The sequence below is a fragment of the Streptomyces sp. NPDC001530 genome (assembly GCF_042894545.1).
GTDB lineage: Bacteria > Actinomycetota > Actinomycetes > Streptomycetales > Streptomycetaceae > Streptomyces.
The window spans coordinates 214,236-232,016 of sequence record NZ_JBIAVS010000015.1 but is presented as its reverse complement, the minus strand read 5'-3'; the positions used below and the strand labels follow the sequence as shown (position 1 = coordinate 232,016).

General features: G+C 72.1%; 16 protein-coding genes. 11 read left to right on the top strand and 5 right to left on the bottom strand.

The annotated features are described in order from the left end of the window. Nucleotides 1-39: 39 nt before the first annotated feature. From ACFY0T_RS30400 to ACFY0T_RS30390, 3 genes are all read right to left on the bottom strand, one after another. Entirely contained in the window at nt 40-648 is a 609-nt protein-coding gene (locus ACFY0T_RS30400) for a hypothetical protein (RefSeq protein WP_388877377.1), read from the bottom strand. Nucleotides 649-1,092: 444 nt separating this feature from the next. After that, nucleotides 1,093-1,989, bottom strand: coding sequence for a MurR/RpiR family transcriptional regulator (locus ACFY0T_RS30395; protein WP_388877374.1), 897 nt, complete (start codon nt 1,987-1,989; stop codon nt 1,093-1,095). After that, nucleotides 1,986-3,551: an aromatic amino acid ammonia-lyase gene (locus tag ACFY0T_RS30390; protein WP_388877371.1), complete on the bottom strand. Its 1,566-nt coding sequence runs from the start codon at nt 3,549-3,551 to the stop codon at nt 1,986-1,988. The genes ACFY0T_RS30395 and ACFY0T_RS30390 overlap by 4 nt, the downstream gene beginning before the upstream one ends. 142 nt (nt 3,552-3,693) lie before the next feature. On the opposite strand from ACFY0T_RS30390, the gene ACFY0T_RS30385 reads away from it, so the two are divergent. Genes ACFY0T_RS30385 through ACFY0T_RS30370 form a run of 4 tightly spaced genes read left to right on the top strand, consistent with a single transcriptional unit; the run spans nt 3,694 to nt 6,987 of the window. Continuing rightward, nucleotides 3,694-4,728 (top strand): ABC transporter ATP-binding protein, encoded by a 1,035-nt coding sequence (locus ACFY0T_RS30385; RefSeq protein WP_388877368.1) that lies wholly within the window; start codon nt 3,694-3,696, stop codon nt 4,726-4,728. Then, entirely contained in the window at nt 4,725-5,366 is a 642-nt protein-coding gene (locus ACFY0T_RS30380) for an ABC transporter permease (RefSeq protein WP_388877364.1), read from the top strand. Before ACFY0T_RS30385 ends, ACFY0T_RS30380 begins: the two co-directional genes overlap by 4 nt. After that, on the top strand, nt 5,366-6,040 hold the full coding sequence (locus ACFY0T_RS30375) for an ABC transporter permease (protein ID WP_388877562.1): 675 nt from the start codon (nt 5,366-5,368) through the stop codon (nt 6,038-6,040). Before ACFY0T_RS30380 ends, ACFY0T_RS30375 begins: the two co-directional genes overlap by 1 nt. 14 nt (nt 6,041-6,054) lie before the next feature. After that, complete coding sequence (locus ACFY0T_RS30370) at nt 6,055-6,987, top strand: ABC transporter substrate-binding protein (RefSeq protein WP_388877361.1); 933 nt, start codon at nt 6,055-6,057, stop codon at nt 6,985-6,987. 117 nt (nt 6,988-7,104) lie between these two features. Here the strand turns inward: ACFY0T_RS30370 and ACFY0T_RS30365 are convergent, their stop codons facing one another. Continuing rightward, nucleotides 7,105-8,109 (bottom strand): LacI family DNA-binding transcriptional regulator, encoded by a 1,005-nt coding sequence (locus ACFY0T_RS30365; protein ID WP_388877359.1) that lies wholly within the window; start codon nt 8,107-8,109, stop codon nt 7,105-7,107. A 173-nt stretch (nt 8,110-8,282) separates the two neighbouring features. Here ACFY0T_RS30365 and ACFY0T_RS30360 point away from each other — a divergent pair, with 173 nt between their 5' ends. The 5 genes from ACFY0T_RS30360 (at nt 8,283) to ACFY0T_RS30340 (ending at nt 12,867) form a co-directional block, all read left to right on the top strand. Further along, a complete protein-coding gene (locus ACFY0T_RS30360; RefSeq protein WP_388877357.1) occupies nt 8,283-9,218 on the top strand; it encodes an amidohydrolase in 936 nt (311 codons plus the stop codon). Further along, nucleotides 9,215-9,715: a cysteine dioxygenase gene (locus tag ACFY0T_RS30355; RefSeq protein WP_388877354.1), complete on the top strand. Its 501-nt coding sequence runs from the start codon at nt 9,215-9,217 to the stop codon at nt 9,713-9,715. The genes ACFY0T_RS30360 and ACFY0T_RS30355 overlap by 4 nt, the downstream gene beginning before the upstream one ends. Nucleotides 9,716-9,864: 149 nt before the next feature. Next, complete coding sequence (locus ACFY0T_RS30350) at nt 9,865-10,557, top strand: carbonic anhydrase (RefSeq protein WP_388877351.1); 693 nt, start codon at nt 9,865-9,867, stop codon at nt 10,555-10,557. 248 nt (nt 10,558-10,805) lie between these two features. Continuing rightward, a complete protein-coding gene (locus ACFY0T_RS30345) occupies nt 10,806-12,419 on the top strand; it encodes a SulP family inorganic anion transporter (protein WP_388877348.1) in 1,614 nt (537 codons plus the stop codon). Between the two features lie 10 nt (nt 12,420-12,429). Then, nucleotides 12,430-12,867, top strand: coding sequence for a hypothetical protein (locus tag ACFY0T_RS30340; protein ID WP_388877346.1), 438 nt, complete (start codon nt 12,430-12,432; stop codon nt 12,865-12,867). Nucleotides 12,868-13,461: 594 nt separating this feature from the next. On the opposite strand, the gene ACFY0T_RS30335 is transcribed toward ACFY0T_RS30340, so the two are convergent. After that, the gene (locus tag ACFY0T_RS30335; protein WP_388877343.1) at nt 13,462-14,856 is read right to left on the bottom strand and encodes a cystathionine beta-synthase; all 1,395 of its coding nucleotides are present in this window, start codon (nt 14,854-14,856) and stop codon (nt 13,462-13,464) included. Between the two features lie 143 nt (nt 14,857-14,999). Here ACFY0T_RS30335 and ACFY0T_RS30330 point away from each other — a divergent pair, with 143 nt between their 5' ends. After that, the gene (locus ACFY0T_RS30330; protein WP_388877340.1) at nt 15,000-16,019 is read left to right on the top strand and encodes an SGNH/GDSL hydrolase family protein; all 1,020 of its coding nucleotides are present in this window, start codon (nt 15,000-15,002) and stop codon (nt 16,017-16,019) included. A 436-nt stretch (nt 16,020-16,455) separates the two neighbouring features. Then, complete coding sequence (locus ACFY0T_RS30325; protein WP_388877337.1) at nt 16,456-17,676, top strand: acetyl-CoA C-acetyltransferase; 1,221 nt, start codon at nt 16,456-16,458, stop codon at nt 17,674-17,676. Nucleotides 17,677-17,781 lie beyond the last annotated feature (105 nt).

Genomic DNA, 17,781 nt, shown 5'->3' with positions numbered 1-17,781 from the left:
GGTCCGCTCCGGCGGGCAAGCAGGTGCTCTTCGCCGCCGTCAGCGGCGCCGCGCTCCGCCGGGCGCGGCGTCGCCCGCCGCGACGCCGGTGGCCCGGCAGGCCTTGACCGGCTTGCCCACGGGGGCGCCCGCGCGTCGGCCGAGCCAGTCGACGCGCACCCAGATCAGCGCCTCCTCGGCGCGTTCGCGGCGCCCCAGCCAGCCGGCCTTCAGCCACAGGCCGACGCCCGCACCGGCGAGCAGCATGCCGCCCGCGGCGGGCACCGCGAACGAGCTGCCCAGCGCGGCCACGAAGGCGAGGACGAGCCACCAGCGGTGGCCCCGGCGCCAGTTGCGCACCGTCACGGCGCGGTCCTGGAGCACGTCGTGCTTACCGGCGCGGGCGGCGGAACGGACCAGGGCCGCGTACCGCTTCCTGCGCCAGTACGCCACCACGGTGGCCGCGACGATGAACAGCGCGGCCCCGGCCATCACCCCGATCCGGCGCCCGGTCAGCCCCGGCACCAGCACCCCGACCCCGGCCGCGAACACCCCGCACCACCACAACGGTGCCGCCCCGGCCCTCACGACGACGGCCACCCGAGCCAGCCCCTGCCCTCCGCGCCCCACGATCCGCCTCCCGTCCAGCGCCTTCGCGTCTACAGACATGCCTAGCGTGCCCAAGCGTTTACCGCATCTACGGGCGCGCACGCTAGCGACCAAAGGTGAGACGAATCTGAGAGCCCGACCCGCCCACCGAGGCCCCCCACCGATCGCGACCCGCACGGCCCGCCCGCACGGCGGGCGGTTCGGGGTGCGGGGCTCACGGCTCACGGCTCACGGCTCACGGCTCACGGCTCACGGCTCACGGCTCACGGCTCACGGCTCACGGCTCACGGCTCACGGCTCACGGCTCACGGCAGCGTGCGACGCCGGCGCCAGACCCCACGGCACGCGACGCCCTCAGCACGCGGGACGCGCGAAGAGCGAGGCAGGACGCGACGCCCGCCGCCAGGACGCCGCAACCCGCGGCAAGCAATGCCCGCCCCAACGACACCAAACCCTGCGGCACGCGGCACTCGCCCCCGCGAGCCCCCGCCCAGCACCCCCCGCCTACTCCACGAACAACCCCCGCGCCGCAGCCCGCACGTCGAACTGTTCCAGGCGGGCCTGGGCGTCCGGCAGGTCGTCGCACATGGCCTCCAGGAGGACGCGGCCGAGGAGCATGGGGGCGCAGGCCGTGTCGAAGGCGAGGCCGGTGCCGACGGCGGCGGGGAGGAGGAGGTCGGACACCTTGGCCACCGGTGCGAAGGCGGAGTCGGCGACGGTGACGACGGTGAGGCCGGCCTCCTTCGCGTAGGCGAGGGAGTCGACGACCTCGCGCGGATGGCGGGGCAGTGCGAAGCACAGCAAGGAGGTCGCCCCGGCCCGGACCGCCGCGTCGATGCGGTCGTGGAGCATCGTGCCGCCCTCGTGCAGCAGTCGTACGTCGGGGTGGACCTTGGCGGCGAAGTACGCGAAGCCGTACGCCTGGGAGGCGGCGGCGCGCAGACCGAGTACCGGGAGCGGGCGGGACGCGGCGAGCAGGCGGCCCGCCTTGGCGACCGGGCGCGGGTCGGCGAGCACCTCGGCGAGGTGCTTCAGGTTCTCGATCTCGGCCTCGACGGCCTGCTGGTACTCGTTGTACGACCCCGAGTCCGTCGCCTGCTCCGCCGGCGCGACCTCGCGCAGGTGCTTGCGCAGCGCCGGGTAGCCGTCGAAGCCGAGCGCGACCGCGAAGCGGGTGACGGACGGCTGGCTGACCCCGGCGAGTTCGGCCAGCTCGACGCTGGACAGGAACGGCACGTCGGCCGCGCGCCGCACCATGCTGTGCGCGATGCGCCGCTGGGTCGGCGTCAGCCGGTGCCCCTCGAACAGCGTCTGCAGCCGCGCGGCGGGACTGTCCGTCACCGCGACACTCCTGTCCACGCCCGCGTTCCCGTCCACGCCCGTGTTCCCCTCCACGCTCATGACGTGCTCCCCCTCCAGATGTCCGTGAACCGGTCGAGCAGCGCGGCCGCCACCGTCACATCGTCCGTGAGCGGCCGGTCGGCCTGCTCCGGGTCGAGTACCGACTCGGCCAGCTCCAACGCGCGGCCCACCGGCAGTTCCGGCTCGGGCCGCAGGTCGCGCTGGCGCAGCGCCCGTACGGCGGCGACCAGTTCACAGCCGACGACAAGACGGTACGCACCGCACGCCCGCAGTGTCTGACGCGCGGCGAGCGAGGCGAAGCTCGCCTGCTCCTCGACGCCCCGGGAGAGTACAGCGTGGCCGAGCGAGGCGGGCGCGGAGAAGGCCCGCAGGTCGCCGAGGGCGGCCCCGGCGGCGTACTCCAGGATCATCACGCCGGAGGACGCGGGCTCGTGGTCGGCGAGGAAGGGGCGCAGGCGGGTGTACGCCGGCTCGTTCAACGTGGAGAGCCGGGAGGTGGACAGGCGCGCCACCTGGGTGACTGCGAGCCTGAAGTGGTCGAGGGCAAGGGCGAGTTGGGCCTGGTAGAAGCCGCCGTGGTGGTACGCGGCCATGTCCTCGGGTGAGATGAGGGGGTTCTCGGCGGCGGCGTTGATCTCCACCGTGAGGACGGCCTCCAGCGCGTCCGCCGCGTCGTGCGCGGGCCCGTGGATCTGCGGGATGCACCGGAAGCCGTACGGGTCCTGAATGCGTCCGAGCGGCGGCGTCGGCCGGTCCGCCGCGCCGATCAACTCCCGCATCCGCCGGGCCACTTCGACCGACCCCTGGTGCGGGCGGGCGGCGTGCACGGGCGCCGCGTACGCCTCGTGCGACCCGTCGACGGCCAGCAGCGACAGCGCGGCGACGACCTGGGTGGCCGCGATCAGCCCGCGCAGCTCGTGCAGCGCGAGCGCGGCCTGTCCGAGCGTGAGCGCGTTGCTGCTGATGAGCGCGAGGGCGTCGTTGTTGTCGAGGGGCTGGGGGGCGGGGACGAGGTCCCGCGGGGAGCGCCCGCCCTCCAGGACGAGGTCCTCGAGGCAGTGCCCGCCCTCCGGCCGCCGCCAGGGGTGCTCCCCCACGAGCGCGAGCCCCACCTGCGCCAGCGCCGCGATGTCGCCGGTGCCCACGGATCCGAATTCGTTCACGACGGGGTACGCCCCGGTCTCCAGCGCCTCGCACAGCGCCGTGACGACGGTGGGCCGCAGCCCCGCTCCGCCGGCCAGCAGTTGGTTGGCGCGGACGGCGAGCATGGCGCGGACCTGGCGGGCGGGGAGCTCCTCGCCGATGGCGCCGGCGTGGCTGCGCAGCAGGCGCAGGCCGTGCTCGGCGGCGGCCTCGGTGGGTACGTCCTCGTTCCGGTTGGCGCCGACTCCGGTGGAACGGCCGTAGACGCGGCCGGTCGCGGCGATCTGCCGGGCCGCGTCCCAGGACTCCTCGACGCGCTTCATCGCATCGGTGCCAGGGACCGGCCGCGCGGTCCCGTCGGCGAGGCGCACGACGTCCGCGACGCCGGTGCTGACCCCGTCCAGAACCACGAGGTCCGCCGCCACCGCACTCGGCGTGTCCACATCCCGAGACGACATAGAGCCCAAACTCCCCTCAAACCGGACATTGGATCTTGCCTGGCGGTCATAAGTAACCAGCGATTAACGCCGGACCGTTGACAACCTATTCAGGTACAGAGAACTCTGCATGACGATATGCAGACCGGGCAAGGGACACCTCATGATCCAGTTCGATACGGTCCACAAGCGCTTCCCGAACGGCACGACGGCCGTCCACGACCTCTCCCTGGAAATGCCGGAAGGCGGCGTGACCGTCCTCGTCGGATCTTCCGGTTGCGGTAAGACGACCACCCTCAGGATGATCAACCGGATGGTCGATCCGACCTCCGGCACCATCCGGGTCGGCGGCAAGGACGTCCTGGAGCAGGACGCCGCCGAACTGCGCCGTTCCATCGGTTACGTCATCCAGCAGTCGGGGCTCTTCCCGCACCGCACGGTGCTCGACAACATCGCCACCGTGCCGCTGCTCCTCGGCTGGGGACGCAAGAAGGCGCGGGCGCGGGCGGCCGAGCTGCTCGAAACGGTCGGCCTCGCCGCCGACGCGGGCAAGCGCTACCCGCACCAGCTCTCCGGCGGCCAGCAGCAGCGCGTCGGCGTCGCACGCGCGCTCGCCGCCGACCCGCCCGTCCTGCTCATGGACGAGCCGTTCGGCGCGGTCGACCCGGTCGTGCGCACCCAGCTCCAGGACGAACTACTGCGCCTGCAGAAGGAGTTGAGCAAGACCATCGTCTTCGTCACGCACGACATCGACGAGGCGGTCCGGCTCGGCGACCAGATCGCGATCTTCCGCACCGGCGGCCATCTGGTGCAGTGCGCGACGCCCGCCGAACTCCTGGCCCGCCCCGCGGACGACTTCGTGGCGGACTTCCTCGGCGCCGAGCGCGGCCTCAAGCTGCTCTCGCTGAAGACCCTCGCGGACGTGCCGCAGGGCCCGGCCCCCGAGGGCGGCGCCTGGACCCTCGTACTCGACGAGGCCCGCAAGCCGCTGCACTGGACGTCGAAGGGCGCCGAAATCCTCGTACGGCCGCTCCGCGACACCGACTCCCTGCTGGCGGCCCTCAACGAGTCGATCGCCTCCCCCACCGGCCTGATAGCCCGGGTCGACGCGTCCGGAGTCCTCACCGGTGTCTCCTCCCGCGACGAGATCCACGAGCACGCGGGCCGCGCCCACACGGAAGGGAGCGTGCCCGCATGACCATCGACTGGTCGTGGATAGGCGACCACACGGACGACCTCACCACGCTCACCCTCTCCCATCTGCAGGCCGCGCTCTCGGCCGTCTTCTTCGGCCTGCTGATCTCGCTCCCGCTGGCCGTCGTCGCCCACCGGATCCGCCCCCTGCGCGGCGTGCTCCTCGGCCTCTCGAACGTCCTGTTCACGATCCCGTCGATCGCGATCTTCGTCCTCCTGCTGCCGGTGAGCGGTCTCACCCGCACGACGACGGTCATCGGCCTGACGATCTACTCCCTGGTGGTCCTGCTCCGGAACACGGTCGAGGGCCTCGACTCGGTCCCCGCGAAGACGAAGGAGGCGGCGAAGGCGATGGGCACGCGCCCCCTGCGCACGCTCCTGACCGTCGAACTCCCCCTCGCCCTCCCGGTGATCATGGCGGGCGTCCGGATCGCCACGGTCATGTCGATCTCCCTGGTCTCCGTGGCGACCTACATCGGCGACGGCGGCCTCGGCCAGCTCTTCACCGACGGCTTCCAGCGCAACTTCCCGACCCCGGTCGTCGCCGGTGTCGTGCTGACCCTGCTGCTCGCCCTGGTCGCGGACGCGCTGCTGGTCGCGATCCAGTACGTACTCACCCCGTGGACGAGGCGGCGAGCCTGATGTACGAACTCTTCAAGAACCTCGGAAGCTGGCTGGTCAGCGGTGACCAGTGGGCCGGCACGGACGGCATAGCCCACCGCATCGCCGAGCACCTGGAGTACTCCCTCTTCGCCACGCTCATCGCGGCCGCCATCGCCCTCCCGCTGGGCCTGCTGATCGGCCACACGGGCAAGGGCGCGTTCCTCGCCATCAACCTCTCGTCCTTCGGCCGCGCGCTCCCCACGGTCGGCCTGGTCGTCCTGGTCTTCCTGATCAGCGGCCTGTCCATGTGGTCGGTGTATGTGGCGCTGGTCGTCCTCGCCGTACCGGCCATCGTCACCAACACCTACGCGGGCATGAGCGCGGTGGACCCGGAGGTGAAGGACGCGGCGCGCGGCCAGGGCATGCGCGGCCATCAGGTCCTGTTCCAGGTGGAGATCCCCCTGGCCCTCCCCCTGATCATGACCGGCCTGCGCCTCTCCCTCATCCAGGTCGTGTCCACCGCCACGATCGCCGCGTACGTCAGTTTCGGCGGCCTGGGCCGGTACGTCTTCGACGGCCTCGCCCAGCGCGACCTCGTCCAGGTCCTCGGCGGCGCCACCCTGGTCGCCGTCGTCGCCGTCGTCCTCGACCTGGCGCTGGCCGGACTCCAGCGCTTCCTGTTCCGCCACCGCCGTACCGCCGCAGCCCACTGAGGAGCCGAAGAACCATGAACCGTAGGACTCTGCTCGGGGGCCTCTTCGCCGCGGCCTCCGTCCCCGCCCTCGCCGCCTGCGGCAGCGGCATCACCTCGCTCGACGGCTCCGGCAACGCCGGCAGCGGCGGCTCCGGATCGAGCGCCGGCGGCGTGACCATCGGCACCGCCAACTTCACCGAGAACCAGATCCTCGGCTACCTGTACGCGGGCGTACTCGAAGCCGCGGGCGTCAAGACGAAGGTCCGCCCGAACCTCGGCTCACGCGAGATCGTCGTCCCCGCGCTCAAGGGCGGCGACATCGACCTGCTCCCCGAGTACCAGGGCAGCCTTCTCCTCTACCTGGACGAGAAGGCCACGGACACGGAGGCGGGTGCGATGCAGAACACCCTCACGACCGTGCTCCCCAGCGGCCTCGAAGTCCTCCCCTACGCGGCCGCAGAGGACCGCGACAGCTTCGCCGTCACCAAGGAGACCGCCGACAAGTACGGTCTCACCTCCCTCGCCGACCTCCGCAAAGCCAACGGCAAGCTGATCCTCGGCGCCGCGGCCGAGATGAAGACGCGAGTCGTCGGCGTAGTGGGTCTCAAGGACAAGTACGGCGTGGAGTTCAAGGAGTTCAAGTCCCTCGACTCCTCGGGCCCGTTGGTCAAGGGAGCCCTCAAGAAGGGCGACATCGACGTCGCCAACGTCTTCACCACGGACGTGGACGTCATCGAGAACGGCTGGGTGGTCCTGACGGATCCCCTGAACCTGATCCCGTCCCAGCACATAGTCCCCCTCATCGCCTCCCGCAAGGCCGACGCGAAGGTCCGCAAGGCCCTGGCCACCCTCGGCAACGTCCTCACCTCGGAGGAACTGACCAAGCTCAACCGCCTGGTCGACAAGGACAAGAAGGACCCGGACGAGGTGGCAGAGGCCTGGCTGAAGGGGAAGAAGCTGGCGTGAGCGAGTCCAGCCCGTCCGGCGTTTGAGGACGAGCGCGAAGCGCGATACGGGGCTCTGGGGGCGGAGCCCCCAGGAAGGGACGGGTAGGGGCGGAGGGGGCGAAAGAAACCCAGGCCCCTACACCCGCACCGCCGACCCCCGCTCACTCATCCGCGGCGCACAGAGAATCCGCTTCTTCCGCACCCGCTTGCCCTCGATCGCCGCGACGGTCAGGCGGGCGGCCTCGGCGGCGATCTCGGCCAGGCCCCAGTCGACGGTGGTCAGCGGCGGCGTGAGGACCCGGGACACCGGGTGGTCGTCGAAGCCGACGACGGAGACGTCGCGGCCGACTTCGAGGGAGGCCTCGGCGGCAGCGGCGTACACCCCGTACGCGAGGGAGTCGGAGAAGCAGAAGACGGCCGTCGCGGGCCGCGCTCCGTCCAGGACGCGGCGGGCGACCACCGTCGCCTCGGTCAGCTCCTGGGGGCAGGGGACGAGTTCGGCTCGTAGGCCGAGGCGGTCGGCGGCCTCGCGGACGTAGACGTCGGCGGGGCGGTCCGGGGTGCTCGGGCGGGTCGGGGTCAGCACGGTCACCCGGCGGTGGCCGAGGCCGTACAGGTACTCCAGTACGGCGTCGATGCCGGCCCGGTTGTCGAAGATGACCTGCCCGGCGGTGCGGGCGGCGCTCAGGGAGTCGCCGACGGCCACCACCGGCAGGGCGTCGGCGATCGCGGACCAGCCTTCCGCGGAGGGGTTGACGGGGGACACCAGCAGCGCGTCGACGCGCTGGTCGCGCAGCTGCTTGGCGAGGACCAGTTCGCGGTCGGGGTCGCCGCCCGCGTCCAGGATCAGCGCGTAGCGGTCGCCGGCCAGCAGCTCCCGGCCGATGGCCGCCATCAGCTGCTGCTGCCAGAGGTCCTGGAGGTCGCCCGCGAGGACGCCGACCATGCTGGTGCGGCCGCTGGCCAGGGCGCGGGCGATGGGATCGGCCTCGTAGCCGAGTTCGGCGGCGGCCTTGCGCACCCGCTCCTCGGTCTCCTTCGAGACGTGCTTGCCGCGCAGGGCGTAGGAGACGGCGGCGGTGGAGAGGCCCGTGGCCTCGGCCACCTCCCGGAGGGTGGTGCGCTTGTTGGGCCTGGCCATGCCGGGAAGCCTACCGGGCGCCGTCCGCATTGTGGGCACGCGGCGCCGTCCCCGCACCGTCGACTCCCTGGGCGCGCACTTGACACACCACCTTGTTAACCGCTTAAGTTAACCGCATAAGTGAAGCGGTTAACCACACTCCCTACTCCCTCCAGTTGCCCAAGGACCGCCGCGTGCCCACCGACGTCCACCAGCACATCTGGCCGCCCGCCTTCGTCGAGCTGCTGCGCGCCCGCACCACACCGCCGTACCTCGACGGCTGGACCCTGCACCTGGAGGGCGAGCCGCCCTACGAGGTCGACCCGGCCGACCACGACATCGCGGCCCGCACCGAGCTGACCCGCGCCGACGGCCTCGACCTGGCCCTGGTGTCCCTCTCCAGCCCGCTGGGCATCGAGTACCTGCCGCCCGCCGAAGCCGTACCGCTGCTCGACGCCTTCCACGACGGCGCCCTCACCCTGCCCCCACCCTTCGGCGTCTGGGCCTCACCCTGCCTGTCGGCCCCGGACCCCGAGGCCGTCGAACGCGAACTGAGCCGCGGCTGCGCCGGCCTCCAACTCCCCGCCACCGCCCTCCTCGACGCGCCGGGCTGGCACCACTGCGCCCCCCTCCTCGACGTCCTCACCCGCCACGACAAACCCCTCTTCATCCACCCGGGCGCGACCCCTCCCACCCCCGACGCCCCGCCCTGGTGGCCGGCCCTGGTCCCCTACCTCCACCAGATGCACGCGTCCTGGTTCGCCTTCCGCGCCTTCGGCCGCGCCCGGCACCCGCGCCTGCGCGTCTGCTTCGCCGCCCTCGCGGGCCTGGCCCCGCTGCACGGCGAACGGTTCGCGGCCCGCGGCGGAGGGCGCGGCGAAGTCGACTTCGACGCCTTCTACGAGACCTCGTCCTACGGAACGCGCGCGGTGGACGCGCTCGTCCGCGCCGTCGGCATCGACGTGGTCGTCAGCGGCAGCGACCGCCCCTACGCCACCCCCGTCATCCCCGACCTCGGCGCGGACGCCGCCGTCCACGCCCTGCGCACCGCCAACCCCGCCCGCCTGCTGCACGGCCCCGCCCGAGCCATGCCGCGCGGCGGACACCGACACGAAGGGAGCCACCCATGACGTACGAGGCCCTGCCGGACCGCGCGCTCGACAAGCGCGAGCTCCAGGCACTCGTCGACGACCTCGCCGTCCGCCCCGACCTGTGGCGCGAACAGGTCGCCTTCTCCGACGAGGAGCGGCACTACGCGTCGCTGTACCGCGACGAGTACGTCGACGTCTGGCTGCTGTGCTGGACCCGGCAGAACGACACCGGCTGGCACGACCACGACATCTCCTCCGGCGCGGTCGCCGTCGTCCAGGGCGCGCTGAACGAGTCCAACCCGCGCATAGGCGGCAGCCATCTGTCCGTCACGGTCGGCGCTGGCGAGTCGTTCTGCTTCGGCCCGGAGCACATCCACCGGCTCACCGGCGCGACCGACGACGCGGTCTCGATCCACGCGTACTCGCCGCCGCTGTGGCGCCTGGGCCAGTACGACATCACCGAGGACGGCCTGATGCGCAGGATCTCCGTCTCGTACGCCGATGAGCTGCGCCCCTTGGACACCCCGGCCGCCTGAAGCGCCCGGGTTTGCCGATCAAGGGCCGGTATCGCGGCGGCGATGATCTGACGACGAATACGTCAAGTGTCGTTAAACGCGCACCCAGGGTGAGCGTGCACGTGCGTACCGTAATTGGGCGCTACAAGCACAACTCCTGAGGGAGCGTCATGCCCTCGAACCGCAGGGCCTTTCTGGCGGCGACCACCGCCGCGCTCACCGCGACCCCGACCGCTTCGGCCGCCGCCGCGCCGCATCCACGTCCGCGTCCAAGTCCTCCTCCCCCTCCGCACCCGACGACCGCTCGCGCGGCCCTCGCCGAGCTCCTCGCGGGCAACCGGCGGTACGCCGCCGGGCGCCCCCGGCATCCGCACGAAGGGAGTGCTCGGCGGCATGTCCTGGCCGCCGAGCAGCATCCGTTCGCGGTCGTCGTCGGGTGCGTCGACTCCCGCGTGCCGCCCGAGCTGGTCTTCGACCAGGGGCTCGGGGACCTGCTCTGCATAAGGACCGCCGGGCAGGTGCTGGACGAGGCGGTGCTCGGGTCCATCCAGTACGGGGTCGAGGTTCTGCACATTCCGTTGGTGCTGGTGCTGGGGCACGAGCGGTGCGGGGCCGTTGCGGCGACGCTCTCGCATCTGCGTGACGGGGCGCCCGTGCCAGGGCATCTGCGGCTGCTGGTGGACGAGATCGCGCCTGCGGCGCGGCGTACCCGGGCGGTGCCCGGGGACTGGGGCGATCACACCGTGCGGGCCCACGCGGCGTGGGTGCGGGACGTTATCCGGGCGGACCCGGCGTTCGCCTCTGCCGAGGTCGCTGCCGCGCGGTTCGATCTCGACAGCGGGCGGGTGGGCTTGCTGCCCTGAGCCCCTGCTTTCACGGCACCCGGCGCTCCTGGCTGTGCCCACACCCCCATCGCGCTGCGGAACGACTGCCCACAGCGGTAACCACGGCGATCACCACAGCGGTAGCAGCCGCTGCGTTCGCGCCCACAGCTGTGGGCGCAGCGGTACGCCCACAGCTGTAGCCGGAGCGGCAGTGCATGCCACATCGGTAGCCACAGCCGTCGCCCCCTTACTCACCCACCCCCCACGCGAAGAAGCCACGTACCCCCATGAAGCACTCCCCCGCCCTCACCCGGGTCCTCTCCGTCCTGCCCGCCCCCGCCGACTTTCGCTCCATGAGCCGGGCGCCCCGGCGCGATCTTCTCTGCGGGCTCACGGTCGCCGTGGTCGCCCTCCCCCTGGCTCTCGGGTTCGGGGTCACCTCCGGACTCGGAGCCGCGTCGGGGCTCGCGACCGCGATCGTCGCGGGTGCCCTCGCCGCGCTGTTCGGGGGGTCGGCGAGACAGGTCAGCGGGCCCACGGGGGCGATGACGGTCGTGCTGGTGCCGATCGTGCATGAGCACGGGGCCGACGGGGTGCTGACCGTGGGGCTGATCGCCGGGGTGATGCTGGTGGCGCTCGCGTTCGCGCGGGCGGGGGCCGCGATGGCGTACGTGCCCGCCCCCGTGATCGCCGGGTTCACCGTCGGGATCGCGTGTGTGATCGCGTTGCAGCAGGTGCCGTCGGCGCTGGGGGTGCCCGTGCCGGGCGGTGACCAGGTCGCGGCGGTGGCGGCGCGGGCGGCGGAGGAGTTCGGGCGGAGCCCGCAGTGGGCGGCGCTCGCGCTGTCGCTGGGGGCGGCGGCCGTGATGCTGGCGGGAGCCCGCCGGCGGCCCGGAGTGCCCTTCTCCCTCGTCGCCGTGGTCGCCGCGACCCTCGTCGCGGAGGGGCTCGGGCTGCACGTCGCCCGGATCGGCAGCCTGCCCGCGTCCCTCCCCGCCCCCTCCCTCGCCTTCCTCGACGTGTCCCGCGTGCCGTCCCTCCTCGCCCCGGCCGCCGCGGTCGCGGCCCTGGCCGCCCTGGAGTCCCTGCTCTCCGCCTCCGTGGCGGACGGCATGCGCCCGGGTGAGCGCCACGACCCAGGCAAGGAACTCTTCGGCCAGGGCATCGCCAACCTCGCGGCCCCGCTGTTCGGCGGCGTACCGGCGACGGGCGCGATCGCGCGTACGGCGGTGAACGTCCGTACCGGCGCGGCCTCCCGCCTCGCGGCGCTCACCCACGCCGTGATCCTCGCCGGGATCGTCGCGGCGGCGGCCCCGCTGGTGGCGCGGATCCCGCTGGCCGCGCTGGCGGGCGTGCTGCTCGCCACGGCCGTACGAATGGTGGAGACAGACGCCGTACGGGCCATGGCACGGGCGACACGCGGGGACGCCCTCGTGCTGGCGCTCACCGCGTGCGCGACGCTCGCGCTCGACCTGGTGCGGGCGGTGCTGATCGGCCTCACGGTCTCCGTACTGCTCGCCCTGCGTTCGGCGGTACGGGGCAGCCGGCTCACACCCGCCGCGGCCGACGAGGGGCCGGGGTGCGCGGACGTCACGTACCGCTTCGACGGGCCCCTGCTCTTCGCCGCGGCCCACCGGTTCCGGCGCAGCCTCACGGAAGTGCACGGGGTGTCGGCGGTCGACCTGCGGATGTCGGGGCTGACGGCGGTCGACGCGACGGGCGCGCTGGCGCTGAAGGACGCGGTGGGCGATCTGCGGGGCCGGGGCATCGAGGTCCGCATCACGGGGCTGGAACGGGGTCACCGCAGGGTGCTGGAGTCACTCGGGGTGCTTCCCACGGGGGCGCAGCCCAGCCCCAACAGGGGGGCTATCCCCAGTGCCTCGGGGGCCTCGGCTCCCTAACGTGAGCACCATGACCAGTATGGAAGCCCCCGGCGACGCCGAACTGAAGAAAGAACTCGACGCCACCCTGCACGCACGCAAGGAGCTGGGCGACGAGTACGAGTCCGCGCTGGTCGACTCGTTCCTGGAGAAGGTCGAGCAGCGCCTCGACGGCGCGGTCGACCGCCGGGTGCGGCGCCAGCTCGCCGAACAGCAGATGGTGGTGGCCCGCGGCGCGCGCTCACCCGGGTCGTCCGACTCCTGGGGCGAGCGCTTCGGCTTCGGGATCGTCTCGCTCGTCCTCGCGGTCCCGCTGTCCGCGATCGGCGGCGGTGTCGCGAACCTGCCGGGCCTGCTGGTCGCCTGGGGCGGCATCGTGGGGGTCAACGTGGTCCAGGCCGCGCGCCTGTCCCCGAATCTCTTCGGCCGCCGCAAGGACAAGTCACCGGCCTCGGACTGGGACGAGTAACCCCCCGGTTGTTGAAGCGACGAACGCCGAAACCACTAATTGAGGAACCACGACGGCGAGCAACCAGGTCCGCGAGAGCGGCGCCGGTTTAGGCGCAAAGGGGGCCGAGCAACCAGGTCCGCGAGAGCGGCGCCGGTTCAGACGCAAAGAGGGGCCCGGCACTTGTGACAAGTGCCGGGCCCATCTCGCATGGTGCGCGGGGACCGCCGCACCCCCGTTACCGGGGGGCGGGACGACGGCGGTCCCCGCGAGGGACGCGGGCCGGGTCAGGGCCGGGCTTGCGCGTCCGTGGCGTCCATGGAGGTCCGGGAGCCGCTCCGGAGGTCCTTGGCGCCGTTTTCGGTGTCGGCCGGGGCGGGGAGCCGCTCCCGCCCTGCCGACACCCACTAATGTGCCGGACCCGTGTTAAGCGGGTGCTGCGCGGACGTGACGCGCTCGTACCACTTCCGCGAAGTTCCCTGCCGAAACAGCCGGAAGATCCCTCTTCGGAGGGGAACTTCGGAAAAATTCTTACGGCTCCCGCCCGGATCCCCCCAGCTCGGCCGCCACGTTCCTCCCGCGCGGCCGCCACGGCCTACTGCTCGCTACTGCTCGCTACTGCTTGGCGCCGCCCTTGGCCAGGAAGGACAGCAGGTCCTGGCGACTGACGACTCCGGTGGGCTTGCCCTCGACGAGGACGATCGCGGCGTCGGCGCTGCCGAGCACGGACATCAGGTCGCCGACCGGCTCGCCGGAGCCGACCTGCGGCAGCGGCGCCGACATGTGCTTCTCCAGCGGGTCCTCCAGGGAGGCCCTCTTCGTGAACAGCGCGTCGAGCAGCTCGCGTTCGACGACGGACCCGACGACCTCGGCGGCCATCACGTCCGGGTGTCCGGCGCCCGGCTTGACGATCGGCATCTGCGAGACGCCGTACTCGCGCAGCACCTCGATGGCCTGGCCGACGGTCTCGTCCGGGTGCATGTGGACGAGGGAGGGGATGGCGCCGGGCGCCTTGTCGTTGAGTACGTCGGCGACGCGGGCGCTCGGGCCGGAGTCCTCGAGGAAGCCGTAGTCGGCCATCCACTCGTCGTTGAAGATCTTGCTGAGGTAGCCGCGCCCGCTGTCGGGAAGGAGGACCACCACGACGTCGTCCGGTCCGAGCCGCTCGGCCACCCGCAGCGCGGCCACGACGGCCATGCCGCACGAACCGCCGACGAGCAGCCCCTCTTCCTTCGCGAGCCGCCGCGTCATCTGGAAGGAGTCCTTGTCGGACACGGCGACGATCTCGTCGGCGACGGTCCGGTCGTACGCGGTGGGCCAGAAGTCCTCGCCGACGCCCTCGACGAGATACGGCCGCCCGGAACCGCCCGAGTACACGGACCCCTCCGGGTCGGCGCCGATCACCTGGACGCGACCGTCACTGACGTCCTTCAGATACCGCCCGGTGCCCGAGATGGTCCCGCCGGTCCCCACGCCCGCCACGAAGTGGGTGATCTTCCCCTCCGTCTGCTCCCACAGCTCGGGGCCGGTGGAGTGATAGTGCGAGAGGGGGTTGTTCGGGTTGGAGTACTGGTCGGGCTTCCACGCGCCGGGCGTCTCGCGCACGAGCCGGTCGGAGACGTTGTAGTACGAGTCGGGGTGCTCGGGGTCAACGGCGGTGGGGCAGACGACGACCTCGGCGCCGTACGCCCGCAGCACGTTGATCTTGTCCGTGCTCACCTTGTCGGGGCACACGAAGATGCACTTGTACCCCTTCTGCTGAGCGACGATCGCGAGGCCAACGCCGGTGTTCCCACTGGTGGGTTCGACGATCGTGCCGCCCGGCTTGAGGGCGCCGCTCTCCTCCGCGGCCTCGATCATGCGCAGGGCGATACGGTCCTTCACGGACCCGCCGGGGTTGAAGTACTCAACCTTCGCCAGGACGGTCGCCTGGATGCCCGCGGTCACGTTGTTGAGCCTCACCAGCGGGGTGTTGCCGACGAGACTGATCATCGAGTCGTGGAATTGCACCGTTGTCTCCGGAGCTGCGTTTCAAAAGGAATGGTCCCGTCAGCCTACGGCCCTGGGGGACCGTTCACGCGCCGTTGAGATTGGCCGACCTGCTCCACGGGGCAAGCAGTGGTTGTACGGCTACGAGGAGGTGGCGGCGACGGATGTCGAGCTTGTCGAGGGCGAGGGTGGCCCGGCGTATCGCGGCGGGCGCGGCCTACGGCGGCGGTGGGATCGGCCTGGTCGGGGCGGCCACCGTCGGACTGGTTCTGGCCGAGGTACAGCTGGCGAAACGCCACGTGGGCAATGGACACAGTCACGCGCCGCGCGCGGACGGCCTCTACGGGTACGCGTACACCGGTCCTGACGATCCGCCCCTCCGCCTGACGATGCTCGGCGACTCCACGGCCGCGGGCCAGGGCGTGCACCGGGCCCGCCAGACGCCGGGCGCGCTGCTGGCCTCCGGGCTCGCGGCGGTGGCCGAGCGGCCGGTGGAGCTGTGCAACGTGGCGCTGCCCGGGGCCCAGTCGGACGACCTGGACCGCCAGGTGGCGCTCGCCCTCGCGGACACCTCCCGGGTGCCCGACATCTGCGTGATCATGATCGGCGCGAACGATGTGACGCACCGGATGCCGCCGACGCGGTCGGTGCGTCATCTGTCGGCGGCGGTGCGGCGGCTGCGTACCGCCGGTGCGGAGGTCGTGGTCGGGACCTGCCCCGACCTGGGGACGGTGGAGCAGGTGCAGCAGCCGCTGCGGTGGCTGGCCCGGCGGGCGTCGCGGCAACTGGCCGCCGCGCAGACGATCGGTACGGTCGAGCAGGGGGGCCGTACGGTGTCGCTGGGCGACCTCCTCGGCCCTGAGTTCGAGGCGAACCCGCGGGAGCTGTTCGGGCCCGACAACTACCACCCCTCGGCGGAGGGGTACGCGACCGCGGCGATGGCGGTGCTTCCGACGGTGTGCGCGGCGCTGGGCCTGTGGCCGGCCGAGGAAGAGCGCCCGGATGTCTCCCGGCACGAGGGCTTCCTGCCGGTCGCCCGTGCGGCGGCGGAGGCGGCCTCGGAGCCCGGCACCGAGGTCACCGCCGCCATGCCCACCGGCCCTCGCGGCCCCTGGGCCCTCCTCAAACGCCGCCGGCGCCGCCGGCTCCCGGCCACCGACCCGGCCCCGGCACCGTCCCCGTAACGGTGGGGTTTCTTTCGCCCCCTCCGCCCCTACCCGTCCCGTACCTGAGGGCTCAGCCCCCAGACCCCCCGTATCGCGCTGACGCGCTCGTCCTCAAACGCCGGACGGGCTGAAAGATTTCCCCCGGGCCGGCGCTAGAAATCTTTAGCCCGTCCGGCGTTTGAGGACGAGGCCGTCAAGGCCGACGGGGGTCCAGGAGGCAGAGCCCCCCTGGCGGGGGTTTGGGGGCGGAGCCCCCAAGGAACGGGACGGGTAGGGGCGGAGGGGGCGAAAACCCTCTACCCGCGCCCCCGCCCGCAAACGGCGCCCCCACCAGAGAAAAGCAAGCGCTTAGAAAAGTGCGGCCGGAGTCACACACCGATAGCGGTGACCTCGCGGGTACGTGCGGGTAACTTCCCCAACAGCCCAGCCAATCCCCGTACGCCATGGAGCCGTGATGCCCGAAGCCGTGATCGTCTCAGCCGCCCGCTCCCCGATCGGCCGCGCCTTCAAGGGCTCCCTGAAGGACGTGCGCCCCGACGACCTGACCGCCACGATCATCGAGGCCGCCCTCGCCAAGGTCCCCGAGCTGGACCCGAAGGACATCGACGACCTGATGCTCGGCTGCGGCCTCCCCGGCGGCGAGCAGGGCCACAACCTCGGCCGCATCGTGGCCGTACAGATGGGAATGGACCACCTCCCGGGCTGCACCATCACCCGTTACTGTTCCTCCTCCCTCCAGACCTCCCGCATGGCCCTGCACGCCATCAAGGCGGGCGAGGGCGACGTCTTCATCTCGGCGGGTGTCGAGATGGTGTCGCGGTCCGTCAAGGGAACCTCCGACGGGCTCCCCGACACCCACAACCCGCTCTTCGCCGAGGCGGAGGCCCGCACCGCCGCCGTCGCGCAGACGGAGGGCTCGACCTGGCACGACCCGCGCGAGGACGGCCTGGTCCCGGACGCGTACATCGCGATGGGCCAGACCGCCGAGAACCTGGCCCGCCTGAAGGGCGTCACCCGCCAGGACATGGACGAGTTCGGCGTCCGCTCACAGAACCTCGCCGAGGAAGCCATCAAGAACGGCTTCTGGGAGCGGGAGATCACCCCGATCACGACCCCCGACGGCACGGTCGTCTCCAAGGACGACGGCCCGCGTGCGGGCGTGACGCTCGAGGGCGTGCAGGGCCTCAAGCCCGTCTTCCGCCCCGACGGCCTCGTCACGGCCGCCAACTGCTGCCCCCTCAACGACGGCGCCGCCGCGCTCGTCATCATGAGCGACACCAAGGCCCGCGAGCTCGGCCTCACCCCGCTCGCCCGGATCGTGTCCACCGGCGTCACCGGCCTCTCCCCGGAGATCATGGGCCTCGGCCCGGTGGAGGCCAGCAAGCAGGCGCTGCAGCGCGCCGGCCTCACCGTCGACGACATCGACCTGTTCGAGATCAACGAGGCGTTCGCCGCCCAGGTGATCCCGAGCTACCGCGACCTGAACATCCCGCTGGACAAGCTGAACGTGAACGGCGGCGCCATCGCCGTCGGCCACCCCTTCGGCATGACCGGCGCCCGCATCACCGGCACGCTCATCAACAGCCTCCAGTTCCACGACAAGCAGTTCGGCCTGGAGACGATGTGCGTCGGCGGCGGCCAGGGCATGGCGATGGTCATCGAGCGCCTCAGCTGATCCCAGCGCCTCGGCCAATCCCTTACGGGTGACCGCTGTTGAGCACAGCGTGACCGAATCGGCCCGGAGCCCAGTCATCACTGGGACTCCGGGCCGATTTGTGAT

Excerpts from the sequence above, each read along its gene's own strand:
- ACFY0T_RS30400 (WP_388877377.1), bottom strand. The coding sequence starts at position 648 with ATGTCTGTAGACGCGAAGGCGCTGGACGGGAGGCGGATCGTGGGGCGC.
- ACFY0T_RS30395 (WP_388877374.1), bottom strand. The coding sequence starts at position 1,989 with ATGAGCGTGGAGGGGAACACGGGCGTGGACGGGAACGCGGGCGTGGAC.
- ACFY0T_RS30390 (WP_388877371.1), bottom strand. The coding sequence starts at position 3,551 with ATGTCGTCTCGGGATGTGGACACGCCGAGTGCGGTGGCGGCGGACCTC.
- ACFY0T_RS30385 (WP_388877368.1), top strand. The coding sequence starts at position 3,694 with ATGATCCAGTTCGATACGGTCCACAAGCGCTTCCCGAACGGCACGACG.
- ACFY0T_RS30380 (WP_388877364.1), top strand. The coding sequence starts at position 4,725 with ATGACCATCGACTGGTCGTGGATAGGCGACCACACGGACGACCTCACC.
- ACFY0T_RS30375 (WP_388877562.1), top strand. The coding sequence starts at position 5,366 with ATGTACGAACTCTTCAAGAACCTCGGAAGCTGGCTGGTCAGCGGTGAC.
- ACFY0T_RS30370 (WP_388877361.1), top strand. The coding sequence starts at position 6,055 with ATGAACCGTAGGACTCTGCTCGGGGGCCTCTTCGCCGCGGCCTCCGTC.
- ACFY0T_RS30365 (WP_388877359.1), bottom strand. The coding sequence starts at position 8,109 with ATGGCCAGGCCCAACAAGCGCACCACCCTCCGGGAGGTGGCCGAGGCC.
- ACFY0T_RS30355 (WP_388877354.1), top strand. The coding sequence starts at position 9,215 with ATGACGTACGAGGCCCTGCCGGACCGCGCGCTCGACAAGCGCGAGCTC.
- ACFY0T_RS30350 (WP_388877351.1), top strand. The coding sequence starts at position 9,865 with ATGCCCTCGAACCGCAGGGCCTTTCTGGCGGCGACCACCGCCGCGCTC.
- ACFY0T_RS30345 (WP_388877348.1), top strand. The coding sequence starts at position 10,806 with ATGAAGCACTCCCCCGCCCTCACCCGGGTCCTCTCCGTCCTGCCCGCC.
- ACFY0T_RS30340 (WP_388877346.1), top strand. The coding sequence starts at position 12,430 with ATGACCAGTATGGAAGCCCCCGGCGACGCCGAACTGAAGAAAGAACTC.
- ACFY0T_RS30330 (WP_388877340.1), top strand. The coding sequence starts at position 15,000 with ATGTCGAGCTTGTCGAGGGCGAGGGTGGCCCGGCGTATCGCGGCGGGC.
- ACFY0T_RS30325 (WP_388877337.1), top strand. The coding sequence starts at position 16,456 with ATGCCCGAAGCCGTGATCGTCTCAGCCGCCCGCTCCCCGATCGGCCGC.